Source organism: Paenibacillus sp. GD4 (genome assembly GCF_030846225.1).
In the GTDB taxonomy this organism is placed as follows: Bacteria; Bacillota; Bacilli; order Paenibacillales; family NBRC-103111; genus Paenibacillus_G; species Paenibacillus_G silviterrae.
This window is the reverse complement of record NZ_JAVCYK010000002.1, coordinates 1,517,095-1,537,952: the sequence shown is the minus strand read 5'-3', so window position 1 is coordinate 1,537,952 and position 20,858 is coordinate 1,517,095. Positions and strand designations below refer to the sequence as shown.

General features: G+C 52.7%; 18 protein-coding genes. 6 read left to right on the top strand and 12 right to left on the bottom strand.

From position 1 onward, the window contains the following. Positions 1–120: 120 nt before the first annotated feature. A complete protein-coding gene (locus RAC89_RS29685; RefSeq protein ID WP_306617274.1) occupies positions 121–858 on the bottom strand; it encodes a Crp/Fnr family transcriptional regulator in 738 nt (245 codons plus the stop codon). Positions 859–969: 111 nt separating this feature from the next. On the opposite strand from RAC89_RS29685, the gene RAC89_RS29680 reads away from it, so the two are divergent. Further along, complete coding sequence (locus tag RAC89_RS29680; RefSeq protein ID WP_306617273.1) at positions 970–1,308, top strand: DoxX family protein; 339 nt, start codon at positions 970–972, stop codon at positions 1,306–1,308. Between the two features lie 41 nt (positions 1,309–1,349). Here RAC89_RS29680 and RAC89_RS29675 read toward each other — a convergent pair whose 3' ends face one another. Beyond that, on the bottom strand, positions 1,350–2,798 hold the full coding sequence (locus RAC89_RS29675; RefSeq protein WP_306617272.1) for a serine hydrolase domain-containing protein: 1,449 nt from the start codon (positions 2,796–2,798) through the stop codon (positions 1,350–1,352). Between the two features lie 152 nt (positions 2,799–2,950). On the opposite strand from RAC89_RS29675, the gene RAC89_RS29670 reads away from it, so the two are divergent. Next, a complete protein-coding gene (locus RAC89_RS29670; RefSeq protein ID WP_306617271.1) occupies positions 2,951–4,528 on the top strand; it encodes a glycoside hydrolase family 43 protein in 1,578 nt (525 codons plus the stop codon). Between the two features lie 84 nt (positions 4,529–4,612). On the opposite strand, the gene RAC89_RS29665 is transcribed toward RAC89_RS29670, so the two are convergent. Together RAC89_RS29665 and RAC89_RS29660 are read right to left on the bottom strand one after the other, a co-directional pair. After that, on the bottom strand, positions 4,613–5,101 hold the full coding sequence (locus RAC89_RS29665) for an LURP-one-related/scramblase family protein (RefSeq protein ID WP_306617270.1): 489 nt from the start codon (positions 5,099–5,101) through the stop codon (positions 4,613–4,615). Between the two features lie 61 nt (positions 5,102–5,162). Beyond that, positions 5,163–6,020 (bottom strand): LysR family transcriptional regulator, encoded by an 858-nt coding sequence (locus tag RAC89_RS29660; RefSeq protein ID WP_306617269.1) that lies wholly within the window; start codon positions 6,018–6,020, stop codon positions 5,163–5,165. A 122-nt stretch (positions 6,021–6,142) separates the two neighbouring features. Here RAC89_RS29660 and RAC89_RS29655 point away from each other — a divergent pair, with 122 nt between their 5' ends. After that, positions 6,143–7,027, top strand: a complete 885-nt coding sequence (locus tag RAC89_RS29655; RefSeq protein WP_306617268.1) for a DMT family transporter — start codon at positions 6,143–6,145, stop codon at positions 7,025–7,027. An 89-nt stretch (positions 7,028–7,116) separates the two neighbouring features. On the opposite strand, the gene RAC89_RS29650 is transcribed toward RAC89_RS29655, so the two are convergent. From RAC89_RS29650 to RAC89_RS29640, 3 genes are all read right to left on the bottom strand, one after another. After that, positions 7,117–8,070, bottom strand: coding sequence for a metallophosphoesterase family protein (locus RAC89_RS29650; RefSeq protein WP_306617267.1), 954 nt, complete (start codon positions 8,068–8,070; stop codon positions 7,117–7,119). A gap of 42 nt (positions 8,071–8,112) precedes the next feature. Then, complete coding sequence (locus RAC89_RS29645; protein WP_306617266.1) at positions 8,113–8,967, bottom strand: DMT family transporter; 855 nt, start codon at positions 8,965–8,967, stop codon at positions 8,113–8,115. A gap of 63 nt (positions 8,968–9,030) precedes the next feature. Beyond that, positions 9,031–10,788: a glycoside hydrolase family 35 protein gene (locus RAC89_RS29640; protein WP_306617265.1), complete on the bottom strand. Its 1,758-nt coding sequence runs from the start codon at positions 10,786–10,788 to the stop codon at positions 9,031–9,033. A 193-nt stretch (positions 10,789–10,981) separates the two neighbouring features. Between RAC89_RS29640 and RAC89_RS29635 the strand changes: the two genes are divergently transcribed. After that, positions 10,982–11,836 carry a helix-turn-helix domain-containing protein gene (locus RAC89_RS29635; protein ID WP_306617264.1) on the top strand — a complete coding sequence of 285 codons (855 nt, stop codon included), beginning with the start codon at positions 10,982–10,984 and terminating at the stop codon, positions 11,834–11,836. Positions 11,837–11,906: 70 nt separating this feature from the next. On the opposite strand, the gene RAC89_RS29630 is transcribed toward RAC89_RS29635, so the two are convergent. Further along, positions 11,907–12,335, bottom strand: coding sequence for a cell wall hydrolase (locus RAC89_RS29630; RefSeq protein WP_284646532.1), 429 nt, complete (start codon positions 12,333–12,335; stop codon positions 11,907–11,909). A gap of 154 nt (positions 12,336–12,489) precedes the next feature. On the opposite strand from RAC89_RS29630, the gene RAC89_RS29625 reads away from it, so the two are divergent. Next, on the top strand, positions 12,490–13,905 hold the full coding sequence (locus RAC89_RS29625; protein ID WP_306617263.1) for a hypothetical protein: 1,416 nt from the start codon (positions 12,490–12,492) through the stop codon (positions 13,903–13,905). Positions 13,906–13,990: 85 nt separating this feature from the next. Here the strand turns inward: RAC89_RS29625 and RAC89_RS29620 are convergent, their stop codons facing one another. From RAC89_RS29620 to RAC89_RS29605, 4 genes are all read right to left on the bottom strand, one after another. Next, a complete protein-coding gene (locus RAC89_RS29620) occupies positions 13,991–15,358 on the bottom strand; it encodes an MATE family efflux transporter (RefSeq protein WP_306617262.1) in 1,368 nt (455 codons plus the stop codon). 45 nt (positions 15,359–15,403) lie between these two features. Beyond that, positions 15,404–16,675, bottom strand: coding sequence for an MFS transporter (locus RAC89_RS29615; RefSeq protein ID WP_306617261.1), 1,272 nt, complete (start codon positions 16,673–16,675; stop codon positions 15,404–15,406). A 99-nt stretch (positions 16,676–16,774) separates the two neighbouring features. Beyond that, positions 16,775–17,488, bottom strand: coding sequence for a gamma-glutamyl-gamma-aminobutyrate hydrolase family protein (locus RAC89_RS29610; RefSeq protein ID WP_306617260.1), 714 nt, complete (start codon positions 17,486–17,488; stop codon positions 16,775–16,777). Between the two features lie 27 nt (positions 17,489–17,515). Beyond that, a complete protein-coding gene (locus tag RAC89_RS29605) occupies positions 17,516–19,471 on the bottom strand; it encodes a GTP-binding protein (protein ID WP_306617259.1) in 1,956 nt (651 codons plus the stop codon). A 199-nt stretch (positions 19,472–19,670) separates the two neighbouring features. Here RAC89_RS29605 and RAC89_RS29600 point away from each other — a divergent pair, with 199 nt between their 5' ends. After that, positions 19,671–20,600 (top strand): aldo/keto reductase, encoded by a 930-nt coding sequence (locus RAC89_RS29600; RefSeq protein WP_306617258.1) that lies wholly within the window; start codon positions 19,671–19,673, stop codon positions 20,598–20,600. Positions 20,601–20,858: the final 258 nt, after the last annotated feature.

Genomic DNA, 20,858 nt, shown 5'->3' with positions numbered 1-20,858 from the left:
AGCGATACCGCGGGCGCAGCCCGAACACCAAAGCAATCCCCTGACTCCGCTTGTCCGTTCAATAGGCAATGACTTGCATCATGATGTTCTGTTCACTGTCATTTGTGACGCGGGATCCTTTCAGTTGATATCCCTGCCTGAAGGCGATTCCCCATGCAAAGCATTCCGCAAGCGATCTTTATGTATCCATATCGGTTTCCTATGTCCCGTTTTGGCCACAATTCCCTCAGCCGAGAATCTACTGATCATTTCCGTTACGGTTTCCCGGATGCTGCCTGTCATACTGGCTAACTCTTGATGCGTGAGCTCTACCTCTAAGCGATACCAACCGGGCTCCCCTCTCCATTCAACCGATTGATGAGAATCGGCGCCGAACTTCTCAAGCAGCTTTTGCAATAGGAACAGCAACCGCTTTCTTAGGCTGCTGTAAGCCATATGCTCCAACAGCTCCTCCACCTCGTTCAACCGAGCCGACAATATCTCTATGTACTTAATCCCTAGCTCGGGATTCTCGCGTAAGAGCTGCTTCAATTGCTCACGGCTCATTTTACAGATGATGGAATCCTCTAACGTAATTGCATAAGTATTCGGTTGATCGGTAGAGAAACCCATGTCACCGAACATGTGTCCGGTAGTCAAGACATCAAGCGTAAACTCTTTGCCTTCACTCGTTAGGGTATAAAGCCGTACCGATCCTGATTTGATCAGAAAAACGAACCCCTGGGAATGATGAGGGGAAGTTAGCAAAGTACCCTTGGTTATCGGCGTAATGGGGACCTCTTCACTCACATCCTCCAATTTTTCCTTACCGAGCACGCGGAATAAATCTACTCTGGATAAATATTTCAGCTTGTTCACAGGTCTACCCTCTGCTTTCTCAACCAATGTAGGCTAGACTACATTCTTTGGCGAAGGACTATTATATCATTGTATTAGAAACCTGATTATGAAGATAGGAGCTGCTTACTAATGAATTTACTTATCCCGGCCCAGGCCATCCTCGCCGGTATGTTTATGCTGTCGGTCCTTATGAAATTTGGGCGTACCAAAAGCATGCTGCAGCATTGGAATGACTACAGGTACCCCCTATGGTTTATGTACGTCATAGCATCGTTGGAATTGTGCGGTGCCCTTGGGCTTATCCTCGCCTTCTGGATTCCGGCGGTTTTGAAAATCGCCGCAGCCGTATTGGCCATTCTTATGATCGGTGCCATTCATGCCCATCTATTTCGAGCCAAGCACCGACCTGTCATGGCCATTAACGCTCTATTGATGTTGAGTTTGTCTGCCTTCCTATTGTTCGGCTAAAAGAAAGACGCAAAATGTCCCGATAAGCTGCGTCTAGCGTCTTAAGCCAATCTGCCGGTCAGATGTGTCTCGTGGTCATTTAGCAGCGCTCCTGTCGGAATGAGCTGAATGCTAACCCAGCCATCCTCAAGGAAACGGCAGGTGAAGGTGAAAAGTTGAAGAGGATCGATGACGTGAACGATTACTACGAGTGTCCGTTCATCCGTCCAGACGGCAGCGCCATAGGAAGGAGTGTCCTGCCCCGTCAAAGGCTCCGTCCCCTGGACCCACGTTCCTAATCCAAACGGCAGCTCCATGATCTCACCGTCCTTGTGAAAAAAGACACCAGCACGATCGCCGTCCAGCACGAACTCGCAAGCTGTATAGCCGTACCGGTTCGAATCCAATACCCACTTCCGGCCGGTCACGGTTTCCGCCAGCGGAGAATTTGTTTTTTCCTCCGGCAGGAAAAGGCTCAGCTTGGCGAGTCTTTCCCGGAGAGCTTGCGCCGCTTCGACATCAGCCGGAAGCGGCATCCCGCCGGACTCCATAAGCGCGGCATAGATCGTCGACCAGAAGCATTCGATGATGCGGGACTGCCCGTCTTTGTATTCCAGTGTATTCGCTGTGGTCACAAAGACCAGCTCCTGATCCGGTAACACAATGACCAGCTGGCCCCCCATACCGAAGGCGCAATACCCGTTGTTACGGATACGCCAGAACTGGTACCCGTAGCCCAGCTTGCCGTCCAGCATCATGCGGGTACCATAAGTACCGATCCGGTTGCCCGTGCTGCGCTCCACCCAGCCTTCCGGCAAAATCCGGACGCCGTTCCATACGCCGTCCTGCAGGTACAGCTGGCCGAATCGGGCCAGCGCCTCTGTCGTGCAGCGGATGCCGCTGCCGCCTTTATTGATACCGAGCGGGCAGCTCTCCCACCACAGCTCCCCCATAAGAAGCGGCTCGAACAATCGGGGGCGCAGATACTCCAGCACCGTCATTCCCGTCACCTTCTGCAAAATGGCGCACAACGTATGCGTGCCCGTCGTGTCATAAGCGAAGCTGGTCCCAGGCAGCTTGGCAGGGGAAGTATTCAAAAATGATTTAACCCAGTCCTCCACCTGCGTATTGGTCGATTTGGAATGAACCGTCGCCATAAGCAGTAGGTGCTCTATGGTCATCCTCGCTGTGTAAGGGTGGATCTCCCCCTCTGCCTTCTCCGGGAAGAATTCCGCTACCCGATCCGTCAGCTTTACCAGCCCTTCTCCTATGGCAATGCCTATTGCAGCCGAAGTCATGCTTTTGCTCACGGAGAAGATCGGGTGCAGATGGTCTGCCTTGAAGGGCCCGTAGTATCCTTCTGCAGCGACTTTGCCTCCCCGAAGCAGCATGAAACTGTGCAGCGGGATCCCCCGTTCCTCGGCCTGCTCTACAAATGCCAATACGGCCTTGGAAGAAATCCCGGCCTGCTCGGGCGGAATTCGATCCAGCCGGTTCTGTATTTGCATCATTGGTGGTGACACTCCATTTCTGTGTAAGATGACAATTATTATAAATTATAGAAGCAAAACAGGCAGAAATGCAAAACAAACTTTGTGTTTTTTGTTCTATAATTACATCAATGTCTTGCTACCACGTATCAGAAAAGGGGTTTTGCGGCAACATGAGTACCTTCCGTAATCCGATTATCCCAGGGTGTTATGCAGATCCTTCCGTTTGCCGGGTTGGAGACGATTATTATCTGGTAACGTCCACGTTCGAATATTTTCCCGGTGTGCCGATTTTTCACAGCAAGGATCTGGTGAATTGGCGTCAGCTTGGCCATGTGCTGGACCGTCCCTCCCAGCTCAACCTAGATGGCACGCCATGCTCCAAGGGCATTTACGCGGCAACCATCCGCTATAACGACGGCATCTTCTATATGATCACTACCTTCGTTGAGAGCGTAACCGGAGCGCGCAGAAATTTCTATGTCACGGCAACCGATCCGGCCGGTCCCTGGTCAGACCCGATTTGGCTTCCCGAGGCCCCGGGCATCGATTCCTCGCTATTCTTTGATGATGACGGAAAATGCTATATCATGGCTAACCGCCAGCCTCCCGGAGGGCAGCAGTACCCGAAACACATGGAGATTTGGATGCAAGAGCTCGATGTGAAGAGCGGTCAGCTTGTCGGACCCAAATACAGTCTTTGGGATGGCGCCCTGAAGTTCATTCATGCTCAAGAGGGACCGCATATGTACAAGCTGAACGGATATTACTATCTGCTCATTGCGGAGGGGGGCACCGGGCATACCCATTCGGTCACGATTGCCCGAAGCACCTCCATTACGGGACCCTATGAGGGCTGTAAGTCCAATCCCATTCTGACCCATCGCCATCTCGGTCATAAGCATCCGATCACCAACGTCGGCCATGCCGATATCGTACAGACGCAGGACGGGGAATGGTGGATGTTCTGCCTAGGCTCGCGTCCCTATGGCGGCTATTACCGGAACTTGGGACGGGAAACGTTTCTGGTGCCCTTCATATGGGAGGACGGCTGGCCTGTGGTCAACCCCGGCAAAGGCATCGTGGAGCTCGAAATGCCACGTCCTTCGCTTCCCGAGCACAGATGGCCGTCCCAGCCGGCATGCGATCACTTTGACGCGGAGCAGCTTGCGCTGCCGTGGAATTTTATTCGGACACCCCGCGGCGAATTCTGGTCGTTAACCGAGCGTCCGGGGCACTTGCGGTTGAAGCTTAAGCCTGAAACCATGACTGAATGGGTCAACCCAAGCTTTGTCGGAAGACGCCAGCAGCATATCGATTTCGCCGCTCGAACGGTCCTCGAGTTTGCTCCTGCCTCCGATAATGAAAGTGCGGGACTGGTTATCCTGCAAAACAACGATTACCAGTATCGTGTAGAATATACTCGTCGTGATCAGGTATACGTGGTGCGGTTAATTCAGCGATTCTCAGGAGAGGAAGAACTGTTAGCCGAGCAGGAGGTGGCCCCCGTGAGATCGGCAGTGAAGCTCTACCTAAAGGTCGAAGCGTTGGGACAAGACTACAGTTTCTACTTTGCGACCCAACCGGAACAATGGAAACCGCTGCTTGAGCATGCAAACGGGACAATTCTCAGTGTCGACGTGGCCGGAGGCTTCTCTGGTACGTATATCGGCTTGTTCGCCAGCAGCCATGGTAAGGAAAGCGACAGCTATGCCGATTTTGACTATTTCGAATACTCGCCTTTGAACTAACTCCAACGGAGCCGGGAATACCATTCCCGGCTCCAAGTTTTAGCGAAGCACCACTATAGAAATGAAATGTATACGCCAGCTCCTTCAGTTCCCGGCCGACTGCTGACTTTTCTGAATCGCATGCATCCCCATAACAACCGCGCACAACTCGTAAGGATCCAGATGCGGGCTTTGATTATTCAATACAAATGCGCCCGATGAAAACCAGCCGTTCGTTTGTTCGAACCGGGCGACAACACCCGAGTCATCGGACACCTCATATTCCTTGGAGAATGCGGGGGAAATAATCTCGTAATAGCCTCGGCCCTCGGTCTCATACGTGAACTTCTTCGTAAAAAAAGCAAATCTGGCGCGCAGCACCCCTAGGTTTTCCCCGCGTGCATCGGTAACCACCCATTTACCCGAAAAAAACGGGAAGCCCCCTTTACATACCAGCCGGTCCTCCTGGTCATACACATCGATCGCTGAGCCAAAAGCACTCTTCAAATCCAAGTAACCGACTTGTTCTTTCTGTTCGTTCAGGATTTCCGTGATGCCGGCATTAAAGAAATTATCCCGGAAGTATAGATTCATACCATCGCCCCCTCAAGAATACATACGATTTGGAGAAACGAAAGGTTACAGGGCGTATCCCTTATAGCGCTACCGTAAGCATGTTTATCAATTCTTGAAGCGAGCTCGGGATAAAGCTATCCTTCCTGGTGACGAAATAAGTGACCGAGTGGCTGAATTTCCGAGGTATAGGATGCAACCGAACTAATCCTGCCTCGGCCATATGGTTGACGGCCGATTTCGGCAGCAGAGAAATGCCGAGCCCGGCGGCGACCCCGCCGATAATGGCCTCCAGAGTGCCGAATTCCATCACGTTGAAGCTGATAACCCCACGCGAGCGGAACCACTCCTCCAGTATATCCCGATAGGAACAGCCAGAGCTAAACACGAGAATAGGCAAGCTTAGCGCCTCCTCGAGAGTCCGAATACTTGGCTCGGAAACAATTATCCGGTCCTCCTCAAATACGGGTATGGCTTGAATCTCCGAAAGAGAGGCATGCGCGGCTACAAAGGCACCGTCCAGCTCGTAGTGAAGCACCTTTTCAATCAGCTCGTTGGATATGCCCGTGGAGAGGGATAGAGAAACACCGGGGAACCTTTTGCGATAAGCAGCCAACAGGCTTGGCAGCCGGACAGCCGCGGTGGTCTGCAACGAACCGAGACGCAGAGGCCCGCTAGGCTCAGAGGACACGGACATGGCTCGTGAAGCTTCCTCCAATAGCGCGGTGATCTTCTCCGCATAAGCGAGTAGCGTCTCCCCGCTGGAGGTCGTTTTCATGCCGCGGTTATGACGATGGAAGAGAACGGTCTGCAGTTCAGCCTCCAGCTGCTGAATTCGTGCCGTCACATTGGATTGCACATAACCGAGCCTGGCGGCGGCCTTTGTAATGGAGCCTTCCCTGGCAACGGCCTGAAATACGCGCAGATCTGCACTTTCCATAGTAACACCTCCCCGTTTGGTATCGTAAAATATGAATTCCAATTTCATTTTTATTCATTTTACATGACATCAGGGCAGGAATACAATGTCCCTACAGAACAAAACCTTTGGAGGGATTCAGAATGAAAGCTCACAAGTATTACTCTCTGCTCATTTTTACTACTTTTTTGATGGGCGTGGCTTTTCCTGTTGGAAAAATTGGGCTGATCTATGCGTCGCCCTTTCTGCTGATGGGGGTTAGGTTTGTACTCGCAGGGGGAGTCCTTGCCGTCTGGACCTTAATGAGGAGGCTGCCACAGCCGCAGGAAGCGTCGGATTGGGTAAAAGCGTGCGTTATCGGCTTGTTTCAATCGGCCGGGGTTATGGGCTGCGCCTATTACAGCATGCATTGGATTACGTCCGGCGAGTCGGCTATTATTACAAGCTCAAGCCCGCTAATCGTCGTCCTGTTCGGAACGCTCTTTGCGGGTGTCCGATATCGCCCGCTGCAATGGCTTGGTGTTATTTTCGGGTTTGCCGGCATTGTCTTCAGCTTTGGCGCTCATATCGGCCTGCATCCGGGCACATGGATCGGGCTGGCGGGTGCGGTATGCTTTTCGGTGGCTACGCTGCTCATCAAGCGTTGGGGCGGGCGCTTCCACATGACAGTGCTGGCGGCATATCAAATGCTGTTCGGAGGAGGGATTCTGCTCTTGATGAGCCTGCTTGCGGAGGATGCTTATTTTAATATAAACGGAACGTCCACTGCTGTCGTGCTGTGGCTCGCCGTGATGTGCTCGATTGTACAGTTTTCCGTCTGGTTTTATCTGTTGAATGCCGGGGATCCGGGTAAAACAAGTTCTTTTCTTTTCCTTGCCCCGATCTTCGGGGTGCTGAGCAGCTGGCTGCTTTTAGGGGAGAGGTGTGAGTGGGAGGCGATAGCCGGAGGCGCTTTGGTGTGCATGGGCATCTATTTCGTTAACCGGGAACAAACGGCAGTGCAACGACACATTCATGAACCGGGCTGAGACCTTGCGAAGGGCGAAGCAATCACACGGGTACAAGCCAGCCGAAAAATGTTCGGCTGGCCCGTTGTCGGTCGGGTACTGCTTCTCTTTCATTCGCCGGGACGATGCTCCGGCTGCCGCTCGATTATCGACCCGTCGTCCAGACGGAGCCAAGATTGCAGAGTGCGCTCGCCTTCAAATAAACGAATTACGCGCGCCCCCCGAGGGAACCCTTCCTTGCCGTAAGTATTGAACCCGGTTGCCCTGCCATAGTACAAACGAATTCCATGCAATTCTCCCCAAAAATCATTTACATGATCATGCCCGCAGAAAGTAGCCATAACATCCCCCTGCCGCAACAATGCTTCGAAGAATCCCGCCTGCACTTGTGCCGCGCAAATATTTTCAAATTTATTGCCGTAACAGACCGTTTTATCCCACATGGTTTGGTATTCCTGCAGCGGTATATGAAAGAAGGCTATTGCGGGTAAAGCTTTGCCTTCATTCCGGTCTTTCCATGCCTGCGATTGCTCAATGTACCATTGAATCTGATTATGCCTGATCCAGTCATATCCGGGAACCTGGGGATGCTCCGAGTAGGCACCAGAGTCGAGACAGTAAAGCAGTGCCGCCGCTTCATCGCGGTCGGACCTTTCGATAGGGAGCACATAATTGCCTGTTCCTTGGATATGGTCCGGACCTCGCTCAGCCAAGGCGTGCGGGTGCTTGAGCACCTCATCCATTAATTCGCTGCGTGTAATATCGTTCTCCGTATCGTGGTTTCCAAATACAATGCCCCACGGAATTTCACGCCGCTCGACAACGGCAACAGCTTCCCGGAACGCAGCGATCGGGTTATCACATAAGGTTGAGCCGTCAGAGTGTCGTCCTGTATAAATGACATCTCCCGTAAACATAACGAAATCCGGTTTCTCTTCATCCAGAACAAGCTCCATCACTTCACGGGTTTGCAAATCCGAGGCGGAGCCATCCTTCCAATGCAGATCCGTGAATTGCACAATCGTAAAGGTGCCGTCCTGACGAAACCGAAGCTTTTGACGCATCGAATCCAGCCTCCTAGGTTAATAAGGATATGCAATGCTTATCTAATGATTAGATGACGCTATGATAATAATCCCCGTCACAATGGCTACGGAAGCTATTATTCTTCTTAGCCCCTGCGATTCTTTCAAAACAAGAATTCCGAGCAGCGTTCCAAACACAATACCGATTTCACGCAGCGGCGCAATCGTTGACACATTCACCGTTTGAGCTGCAAATAAGAATAGTAAATAGGATCCGGGTGCAAGAAAGAACCCTATCAACAAAATACGAAGATGATTTCGGACAACCTGCTTTACCCGGTCCAAATTTACGACGGCGGGTGTCAGTCCCAATAAGAATCCGATATTGGTGACTTCGAGCAAGGCCAGAGGTGAAAGGTACTGTAAATTCACTTTATCCACCAGCGTATAAATCGAAATACATAAACCTACTCCCAATGCCAGCACTACCGGCTTTCTGGAAGCCGAATGAAATAGTGCCGTTGAAAGATGCCCGTTCATCACAAGAAATCCTATCAGCATGATGCCGATTCCGCACCACCCCCATAGAGGCAGGGCTTCTCCTAAAAAGACAACCCCCATTAACGGAATAAGCAGCGTGGGGGTCCCGCGCATGATCGGGTACACCTGTGACAAATCGCCGAATTGATACGTAACGGCAAGAAGGGCCGAGTAAATGCATTGCATCAAAAGCGACAGACCGATCATTAACCATTCCGTGTAACTCAATCGGGCGTCCGCCAATTCCATGATAAGCTTCGGAAGCAGCACTACCGTCGAAGGGGCGTAAATCAGCCAAAGAAAAACCGGCTTATCCGTGCTTTGTTTGGCAAACAGATTCCAGACGGCATGCACCAAACCGGAGCATAAGACAAGTACAAGGGAAGTTACGAACATGGGGGTCCACTTCCTCATTTATCTAATTAATTTCATTGGGATGTTTCCGAGCTTGGAGAATGCTCAGCCAAGATCGGGGGCATCGGTTAGTTCTACTACCGGCTTCTCCGTACCATGCAGCTCGAGAACAATAAGTTCATTTGTGCCTTCCCGAAGCAGCGGCCCCGGGAGGTAGAGGGTACGCTGTGGTCCCTTTTCCCAGTAACGTCCCAGGTGAAATCCGTTAATCCATACGAAGCCCTTAGTCCAGCCGTCCAAGCGGACGAAGGTGTCCATGATGTCTTCTATGACCAGCTCGCCTTTGTAAAATACCGGTTTCTCATTCGGTAAACGGTCGGTCTGCGGCTGAATGTCCTCGAACGGGATCGCCTGATGACTGGTCAATGGGAGCGGGTATATCGTCCAATCGAACAAAAATTGATTATCTAAGCGTACTCCCTCCGTAATTCCCTTATAATCCTTTAACTGCGGGCCGTAATTGATTCTCCCCATATTCTCGACAAGAATATCCAGGGTGGCGCCCTCCGGCGGAATATGAACCGGAAGCGGCTTCGGATCCCAGCGCTCGACCGTTCCGATGGAAACACCGTTCAGAAACACCTGGGCGCGATCATGAACCTCCTGAAGATGCAGCATTTGCCCGGTACGCGGTCCGGTTACGTGTGTCCGATAAAGAATCAAGCCGTAAGCCTGACCGAGCTTCTCCATCGGCTCCGGACATTTACGTTTTACCGGTACGGTCAGAGCCTCCAGACTGCCCATCAACTCGGCAGACTGTCTCATTTGAACCATGCCGTACTTCTTCTTTCCGACAGGCTGCGGCAGGCTTTCACTCACCTCCACCCCATGCTTTTGCAGCACCTCACGTACGGCAAGATACTTTTCGGTTATATCGCCGCACTCACTTAGCGGCGCATCGTAATCATAGCTGGTTACCGTCGGTTCATACTTGTCCTGATAATTCGCTCCGTTATAAAATCCAAAATTCGTCCCGCCGTGGAACATGTAAAAGTTGACTGATGCCCGTGCCTGCAGCATGCGGTCGAATACATCCGCTGCATCCTGGCTATCCCGGGTATGATGCGGTTTAAGCCAATGGTCGAACCAACCGTTCCAGTATTCCATACAGAATAGGGGCTCCTCCGGCCGGTATTCCCGAAACTTCGCGAACCCTTCCTCCGGTCTCGAACCGAAATTGACCGTGGCCAGCACACCGGGCAGCGTTCCACCCTGCAGCATCTGGTCGGTCGGACCATCCGAGGTAAAGAGCAGAACATCCGTCCCTCTAACTTCAAGGGCTTTCTTCAAATATGCCATATATTCCTGGTCGTTGCCATAGCTACCGTATTCGTTTTCGATTTGCATGGCAATAATCGGACCGCCGTTCGTACTTTGGAGCGGCACAAGCTTCGGCAAGAGCACGTCATAATAAGCATTGACCTTCTGTAAATACACGTCATCCATGCAGCGTAAGCGAATATCCGGGTAACGCAGCAGCCATGCAGGCAGTCCGCCAAATTCCCATTCGGCGCATATGTACGGGCTCGGTCGGACAATAACATGCAAACCGAGTTCCCCCGCAAGCGTTACGAAGCGCTCTATATTGGCTATGCCGTCAAAGCGGAACACCCCCTCCTCCGGCTCATGGAAATTCCATGGGATATACGTCTCGACCGTATTAAAGCCGCACGCCTTGAGCTTAAGCAAGCGATCCTGCCAATATTCGGGAACAACCCGAAAATAATGTAAGGCTCCGGAAATGATCTGTAACGGCTTATTATCCCAAAAAAACTGTGAACTCCTTACCTCGAGCTTCGCCACGGTGACCCCTCCAAAAAATAAGATGACTTCATTATCATAACAACAGGACTGAAATTCAATTGCCATATGGAGCAATCTCTATACCATTTGTGCCTCATCTCATTCACTACGAAATTACCTGTGTTATAATATAGTCCATCACCTTCTATGAAAGAGTGGTTCCCCCATGGAAAGCTTGGTAAAGATTCCGAATATGACCCATACTTTGCAAGTGAGTGGCTGCCACTTCGGTATAAAACCGCCTGGCTGGGATTATCCCCGGCATCATCACCATATGTTCGAGCTGCTCTGTTGTCTCAAGGGTGAAGTAGTACAAGAAATCAACCGAAACACCTTGACGCTAACATCAGGAGATTGGCTGCTGCTCAACTCCGGTGTCAGACACCGTACCGCGAACGTCTCCGCATTTCATTACGAGTACTTTAATGTGCATTTCGATTTGGACGACCCGGAGATCCGCAGCCTTCTCGGCACCGCTCCGTACCACCAAATCTCGGGAAACCAGGCCGAGCTCGCCAAGCTGAACTTTTATGTATCCGAGCTGGGGAACCTCGTTAGAAAAGACAGCCCTGAAGAGAGCTGCGTTCGTGAACAAATTCCGTTGCTTGAAGAAAAGCTGCTTTTGCAATCGTACATCCTTTTGATCATACATGGTGTACTCTCTTTGATCCGCAAGCCCCACCCCGAGAACCAGCATGCCGCCGATGTATCCTTATTCGCAGCTGATGTGGCCCATGCAATTGAGGAAAAAATATCGCACAGTCTTTGCGAAGAAACTTCGATAGCGGGGATCGCCAGAGAGCTGAATTTGAGCCGGAGCCAATGCACCAAAATGTTTACTAAAGTATACGGCCTTTCGCCTAGACAATATGTTAGCAGACAAAAATTAAAGCTGGCCAAGGAGCTGCTGGTCACTTCCAATTTGCCAATGAATGCGATAGCCGAGAGACTCGGCTTTCAATCAGCCAGCCATTTCTCAAGACAGTTCAGGCGCTGGACCGGACAATCGCCGACACAATACAAGCCTAAGCACCATTCTACCCTTTGAGAGAAGCATAGCTTCTGCCGCGCAAGTGTTTCCTTTGTTAAATAATAAAAGAGGCCTTGCGGCCTCCCTCTTAATACGTGTTGAAAATATTGCTGCATTCTTCGCCCGTCGGCTGATAAAAGCAGTGCTTCTTATGCCGCCCGACCAAAGGCTGGTCATACCATGTTGGCGGACAATCTCCAGCCGGTCTGAAATACCATAAACTGAATTCCGCAGGCCATAATCTCTCACCGTTAACCGCACGGCGAGCGAGCCGTATTTCGCGCTCGCGCGCTTTTTGATAAAAGTAACCGTGCTGTGTCGCTTCAAAGGCATGCTCTTGATATACCATTTGCGGAATGGTGCGCAGACCTTTAAAATCCGAGCAGTTCGCCCTGATTCGGTTGATCCCTACATTGCCAACCATCAGCATGCCAGGCTCGCCTTCCCCTTCGGCTTCGGCTCGAAGCAGTCTTGCGAGAAGTGTGATATCCTGTTCCCTGGCTTTTACAACAGCCATGCTTTCACCCCATCTAACCATGATACTCCATCCATATGTCGGGTTAAGCAATTTGTTACTATTGCTGTAGAAAACTCGTCTGCTTCCGCGCACGCCCAATCTCCCTTTTGCATAAGATGAAGCAACTTCGTCTCCTGCGAGAGGGTGAATTCAGATGGTCATTCAACTGACGGCGCTTCACTGGGTGTACTTGGCGTTTATCGTTTTGATTTTGGTCATGCTCTTGAAACGAAGAGATACCACCCTGACCTGTCTGGCCGGTATCTTGGCAATTGGCTTGTTGGCCACACACAGCCTGACGGAATCGGTCACAGGGATATTCAATAGCTTTATTTACGCTACGAAAGAATTAATAGGAACGATATTCATTATTTCCATTGTCGTCTCCATGAGCCGGGTGCTGATCCGTACGGGCATTAACGAGATGATGGTGGCGCCGCTGACCCGGTTTATGCGCACCCCGGCGCTTGCCTTCTGGGGGATCGGGCTGATCATGATGGTTACTTCATGGTTCTTCTGGCCGTCCCCCGGTGTAGCGCTAATCGGAGCTGTGCTGCTCCCCGTAGCCGTTCGGGTAGGACTTCCCGCGCTAGGCGCCGCTGTCGCAATGAATCTGTTCGGTCACGGGATCGCGTTATCGGGTGATTATATTATCCAAGGGGCGCCTAAGCTTACAGCGGATGCTGCAGGATTGCCGGTTAGCGAGGTTATGCAAGCCAGTGTTCCGCTCGTCATCATCATGGGTTTGGTCACGACCGTTACCGCCTACTGGATGATGAGAAGGGATATGAAAATGGGGACCTGGCGGGACGGACTCGTCACAGAGAACGGCGGACCCGCCTTGGAGGCAGCAGCACCGGCAGCTGAACCGGCCATGATTTCCATGCCGCAAAATGTTAAAAGGGTGTTGGCCGTCCTCATCCCGCTGCTATTTCTGATCGATGTGGCAGCGATGTTTGTTTTCAAGCTGCAAGGAGGGGATGCGACGGCGCTTATTGGCGGTACGGCCGTATTGATTCTTGCTGTTGTTACCCTGTTGGCTCACCGGAACGAGGGCCTGGAACAGATCACCTCCTATTTGATAGAGGGCTTCCACTTCGGGTTTAAGGTGTTCGGTCCAGTGATCCCTATCGCCGCCTTCTTCTACCTGGGCGATTCCGCCTTCATCGAGCTCTTCGGGAAAGTACTTCCGAAAGGATCCCACGGCATCGTGAACGACCTTGGCGTGGCGCTTGCGAGCCAGGTCCCGCTTAACGGGGCAGTCGGTGCTGTGACCTTAACTGTCACAGGGGCTATCACGGGCTTGGATGGATCCGGATTCTCCGGTATTTCGCTTGCAGGCTCCGTTGCTCAAATGTTCTCCACTGCTATTGGAGCCGGAGCGGCAACGCTAACGGCATTAGGTCAAGTTGCCGCCATCTGGGTAGGGGGCGGGACGCTGATCCCGTGGGCCCTCATCCCTGCAGCCGCCATCTGCGGCGTCAGCCCCTTCGAGCTGGCACGCCGGAATCTGAAGCCGGTATTGATCGGCTTAACCATTACTACCCTGGCGGCTATGTTCCTGATTTAGCTTTTTGTGGGCAGAGAAAGAGACGGGTCCGTCGGCCCGTCTCTTTCTCCTGCTTGCTTATCGATGAAGCTACTTCGCGTAGTACTTACTTCCCGCTGCCGGACTCTACCAGCCGATGCCGGTACCACTTCTCCCCGCGATACCGCCACAGGAAGATGACACCCCGAACACCCCACTCCAGCTGCATGGCCGCCCACACCCCGATAACCCCGAAGCCAAGCGTAATTCCGAAGACATAGCCAAGGACTACCCGAACCACCCACATGGTCAGCATGGCGGATACGGAGGTAAATCGAGAATCCCCCGCTGCCCGCAGTGCGCCCGGCAGAAGAAAGCTGATCGGCCATAGCGGAATTTGGGCCAACGTATTGACCAGCATGATGAGATAGAGATCGTCCATAATTTCCGCCGGGGGATGGAACAGAGTGACCATCGGACGAAACAAAGGGATCAGGATAATCCCTGTCAACAATAGCGAGCCGGAAGCCAGCCACAGAAAGGTCCGCGTAAACTTGCGGGCATCCTGAATATTTCGCCTCCCGATGCACTGCCCTACCACCGTGACCAACGCGGTCGACAACGCAATGGCCGGGATTTGCAAGAGCATGGCGAATACGTTGCTGATTGCATTCGTAGCAATTGCATACGTCCCCAGACTGACGATGTAGATTTGGGTTAACATTTTTCCCCCGTTAAAAAACATCTGCTCCGCGGCAAAAGGAAGCCCGATAAACATAATTTTCTTGATCATGGAAAAATTCCATGCGAGCATGTCCTTAATCCGGATCCGCAAATTCGCATCCATACGGAGCAGGTAGTACAGAGCACAGGCTGCGGCCAAATAACGGGAAATATTCACTGCCACGCTTAACCCAAGCACGCCCATGTCCAGAAATTGAACGAATACGATATTCAGCAGCACGTAAGAGAGATTCATAATCAAGGACAAGCCAAGCGTCACCCTTGTCCTGCCGATCCCTCTCAGCGCTCCGCTGACCGCTTCCTTGAACGCAATCCCGAGATAAGACAGACCGCTGCCTACGAGATACGTTCCTGCATGGGTAAACACCTCCGGTTCAGCCGTACCGAAAAGCATTTTCAGGATCGGATGATAGAAGACGAGAACGACGAGACTCAGTACCGCCGCAACCAAAGTCACGGTGGACAACGAGGCCGCCGCGGCTTTGGATACCATGCCGTCGTTCCCGCTGCCCTTGTACTGTGCAACGACGACTGTTCCTCCCGTCGCCAAGGCGACGAACACATTGATCAGGAAAAGATTCAACGAATCGACCATGCTTACCGCGCTGATCGCCGCCACTCCCGATGAGCTGATCATTGCCGTATTCACCAGGCTCAAACCGACAAGAAAGGCTTGATCGATGAGAATAGGGAGAAACAGCGAAAGTACCTGCCGGTAGTCGATCGATTCTCCCGAAAGATATTTGGTCATTATAGCATCCCATCGATCCCTGTAACGAGGCGGAATCCTCATACGTCACCTCCCCTCCGAAAACGTCCGAAGTCGCCGGAGCTGCGGGAACAGGTACATCCAGAGACCCGCGATCGCAATCGTCCCCAGCCCGCCGATGTATACCGCCGGTACGGCTCCGACGAACCCTGCCAGCGTGCCGGACTCGAACTCTCCGAGCTGATTCGAGGTGCCGACGAAGAGCGAATTCACCGCGCTTACCCGGCCGCGCATCTCATTCGGCGTATGCAGCTGAACAAGGGTCGATCGGATGACGACGCTGATCACATCCGAAGCGCCGGTGAAAAACAGAGCCACGAGCGACAGAATCAGATTCGTGGAAAGCGCGAATACAATCGTGGCCAATCCGAATACGGCCAGCGCCCCGAACAGAATCGGACCGAGCGCCCGTTTCAGCGGGAAGTAGGCCAGCACAAGAGACATCAACAGCGCTCCGACCGCCGGAGCCGAGCGCAGAAGGCCTAGTCCCCACGGGCCCGTATGCAGAATATCCTTCGCAAAGATCGGCAGCAATGCCGTAGCGCCTCCAAGGAGAACGGCGAACAGATCCAGCGAGATGGTGCCTAGGATGATTTTATTACGGAACACAAACGCCAGCCCCGAGAACACGGAACGCGCGTCCAGTGCCTCCGGCCGGCGCTCTCTTCGCTCCATGCGGATTAGAAAAATCAGTACGGAAGCGGACAGCAGCGCAACCGCCGAGGTGCCGTACACGTAAGCCGGTCCGAGAGAATACAGCAGGCCGCCTAAAGAAGGCCCGAGAATTTGGGCCGTCTGTCCGGCGGAAGCCGACCAAGCGGAAGCCTGCGGCAGCATCTCCCTAGGTACGAGCTCGGGGATCAACGCAGCCAGCGTCGGCCCCTCGAAGGCCCGGCAGGCGCCGAGCAGAGCCGCCGCGATCAGAATCTGATCTCGCCCGAGGACGCCCGCGTGGTTGCCGAAGACCAGAAGCGCGGCAATCCCCGCTTCGGCCAGCTGGCATATAAAAACGATCTTGCGTCTATCGAACCTGTCGGCGACATGTCCGACCAGGAAGGTCAGCAGCAGCATCGGCAGAAATTGGGCCAGTCCAACCAGACCCAGACTGAATGCATCGTTGGTCAGCTCGTACATCTGCCAACCGATGGCAACGGACAGCATCTGAAACGATGTCGTCGAAAGGATGCGGGCGACCCACGATTTGGCATAGGATGGAAGTCGGAGAACCGATGGATGGGAGGATGGCATCAGGTTGCTCAAGCAGTTCACGACCTTTTTATGAAGTATCAGGAGACTCATTCCCTACTGTACCATACAACGGGGCCGAATGGTTTACACCGGCTTAAAAAATGTCAACTCCTCCTGCCGAAGCTCCTGCTCACCGCGTCTCCTTTGCCGCTATTTCCTGCAGGCCTTCACGAATTCCTCAAACAATCGAAATTGATACGGATCGGATTCATAGCTGAACTCCGGATGCCATTGCACGGCTAGGACAAACCTTTTCCCCGGCATCATCACCGCTTCGATCAGATCATCCTCCGCTTTCGCAACAGGCACCAATTGCTCGGATAGTCTCTTAATGCCCTGATGATGGTAGCTATTCACCTCCAGCGCTTCCTTATCCATCATTCTATGAAGGGGGCTGCCTAATTCAAGGAATACCCGGTGGGTAGGCTGGTTGTAGGGCGGCTTTTGCTTATGCGTGACAGTCTTTGCCGTCTTCATCTGCGTTGGAATATCCTGATAAAGCGATCCGCCTAATAGGACATTAAAGAGCTGCAGCCCGCGGCATATGCCGAACGCCGGCTTATCCAATGCCGTCACTTGTCCAAAAAGAATGCGCTCCATTGCATCCCGTTCGTCGCACAGCTCTCCGCAGAAGCTTTCGGCCTGCTCGCCATACAGCTTGGGATCCACATCATGTCCGCCTGTAAAAAGAAATCCGTCCAACGTGAGGGCCAGTGTGGAAATGATCCCTTTATCGGAAGTCAAAGGAAGCATCATCGGGATGCCCCCTGCAGCCTCAATTGCTTTCATATAGCCAGGCAGCATCCAGTAGCTTTCTTTGTCCTTATCATACAGAGGCAGAACGCCTATTTTTGGTTTCTCCATCCCGCATTCCTCCCGCTTTCTATCTCTTTATAGCAAATGCATCTTGGCTTCCGCTTCGAACCAAGGCACAATATACCCATGACCCTTAGCGCAAAAAATCGAAGAGGAGCTGTACAGCGGATCGGCATCCTTCCTGTAGCCCTTTCGTTCGATCACCTCTTGCGCATTATGACATACATCATAACCGCCGGGGACCAGTTGCAGGATGCCCCTTCCATGGGTGAACGAAGCCAGCTCCGTGCTGTAGCTCATAAAGGTTGCGACCGGAACCTTGCCCGTAACGACGGCATGGGAGTCGGTCGTATGCGGCGGTTCGAACTGGCCCGAGGCCCGCTGAATATCGGATAACACCCTGCCGAGAAACTCCATTTCCACTTTGATTTTAAAAAGATACATTGGCTCCAGCAGCACATTCTCCGCCTTCTCCAAGCCTTGCCTTAAGGCACGGAAGGCGGCTTCGCGAAAATCACCGCCGTGGGTATGCTCATTGTGGGCGCCGCCCTTTAGTAAAGTGACCTTGATATCGGTAAGAGGCATGCCGGTCAATAAGCCATGGTGATCCCTCTCGAATAGGTGCGTCTTCACAAGATTCTGATGGCCCACGCTAAACTCGTTCGGATGGCACCGGCTTTCGAAAGCCATCCCGCTGTTTCGCTCACCGGGCTCCAGAAGAAGATGGACCTCCGCATAATGCTTGAGCGGCTCGAAATGTCCATAACCGGTCACCGTCGTCCGAATGGTCTCTTTATACAAAATCTCTGGGCTGCCGAAGGTAACCTGAAGCTGAAACCGGTCCCTCACCAGCTCTTCCAACACCTCCAGCTGAATCAGCCCCATCACATGGATGTGAATTTCCTGCAGGCTTTCCTCCCAAACGACATTCAGTGACGGATCCTCCGCATTCAGCACCCGGAAGGCCTTAAGGACATCCTTGACGTTCAAGGCTTCGGGGAAAATGACCCGCGACTTCAAGGTCGGTACCATGTCATAAACCAGCTTGTCCGAATAGGCTCCGAGGCCTTGTCCGGCTTCAGCTGCAGTAAGTCCTATGACGGCAAACAGATCGCCTGCCGACACCTGATCGACCGAAAGCGACTTGCTCCCGTTAAAGATCAGCAGCCGGTTCACCTTTTCACAGACCCGATCTTCCCCGATGGGATAGCATAGTTCTTCACGTACCTTGAGCTTTCCGCTCGATGCCTTTATAAAGGTCATCCTCACGCCGCTGCCGTCATGCCGAATTTTATACACTCGTCCGCCGAAATCGGCTTGCTCATCATAATCCGACGTCGTCAGCAGGTGCAGCTGCTCCAGAAATTCCGTGATGCCTATGTCTTGCAAGGCAGAGCCGCTTGTACAAGGGAAGAAACGATGGCTGCGAAACTTCGTCTGTAAGGTCTTGAGCCAAAAATCCGGGCTCCGCTCCCCTGCCAAGAAAGCCTCCAGCCACTCCTCCTCCCGCTCCGCCAAGCTTTCGAGCAGCGTCTCCTCCAGCCTGCCGTTAACAAGATTGCCGGTAATCGTACAGACCTGCTCCGTCAGGTGCATGCGGATTTCTTCGGTAACTCTTCCCGCCTCCGCCCCTACTCTATCGATTTTGTTGATGAAAAAGAAGGTCGGAATGCGGTGCTTGTGCAGAAGCTGCCACACCGTCTCCGTATGCCCTTGGACACCTTCCACCGCACTCACGATGAGGATGGCGTAGTCCATTATCTGCAGGGCCCGTTCCATCTCGGGAGAAAAATCGACGTGACCGGGCGTATCGATCAAATAATAGGTCGAATCCTTATACGTCATCACGGCTTGATCGGCAAATACGGTAATGCCTCTTCCCCGCTCGATGTCATGGCTGTCGAGGTAAGCGTCCTTGTGATCGACCCTCCCTCGTTCACGGATGCTTTGCGTATGATAAAGCAGCTGCTCGGCGAATGTGGTTTTGCCCGCATCCACGTGAGCGAACAAGCCTATGGTTTTCTTTTTCATCGGATCACCCTTGCCTTGTGCCTCTATTGATACGTTTCATTATAGCATACAGCTATAGTATGCATCCTTGCCGCCTCCTGCGTCCAGCACTGGGATGAAGGTAACTAGGTATACCTAAGGTAACTCCTTTCCCCTGGAAAACGGTTTCGGTATACTAGATGGGAAGGACTACGATTTCGCAGAAGAGGAGACGAAGACCATGAAATACCGCACGTTGGAGAAATCCGGTCTCACCTTATCCGCCATTACCTTCGGCTGTTGGGAGTTAGGGGGCGGTCCGTGGGAGTTTACCAGCGACGAGAACAACATGAAGGCTCTGCGCGCTGCATTTGAGATGGGAATCACGACCTTTGATACCGCGGAAGGCTACGGCAACGGTCACTCGGAAGAGGTCGTCGGTGCCGCACTGGAGGATATCCGCAAGCAATGCGTCATCTCCACCAAGGTCAGCCGGGCCAATCTGGCCCCCGAGAACGTAAGAAAATCGGCGGAAGCCAGCCTGCGCCGCCTGCGGACCGATTATATCGATATTTATTACATTCATTGGCCAAGCTTGGACATCCCGGTCAAGGAAACCCTGTCCGAATTCAACAAGCTGAAGGAAGAGGGATTGATCCGCGCCATTGCGGTGTCGAACTTCTCGCTGGAGCAGCTGCAGGAGGCTTCCCAGTATGCCCAGATCGATATGATTCAGCCGGAGTACAGCCTGCTTCACCGCAGCATCGAGCAGGATGTCGTACCGTATTGCCGTGAGCACGGCATCGGAATCATGAGCTATAGCTCGATTGCGAAGGGCATTCTGACCGGCGCCTTCCACGTCGGCGGCAAGAAGCTGGAGGAGGGCGATTTCCGGGCGGCTCGACGGTTGTTCCTGCCGGAGCACCTGGAAGCGGAGCGCGAGCTGATCCTTACGCTGCAGGACATGGCAAAGGCCAAGGGCAAGGCGATCTCCCAGATCGCCATCAGCTGGCTGCTGCATCAGGAAGCGCTGACGACAGCCATCGTCGGCTCGCAAAGCATCAAGCATATGCAGGAGAACGCCGATGCGGCGGATATCCAGCTAAGCCCGGAAGAGCTTGCCCAGCTGGACGCGGTCAGCCGGAGGACGCTGGCTGCCATTGGTGACTAGATGCTAATGAGGGCTGTCCCATAAGTCCGTGAAAATATGACCATCTTATCGTTGGTCGTGGAAAAATACCTTCAGTCTAAGCTCAAACACTTGGTTGCCGTCAATAGATTAGATTATATGGAAATGACGGCAATCCAAAACTCGCGCTGAAGCTATTTTCCCACTGACTCGCAGATGAGTCCTATTTTCAAGGAAACCTAGGCCAGCCCATTTGAAGTAAGCATTCCTCAAGAAAGTGGAGCGGGCTAGGCTTCCGTC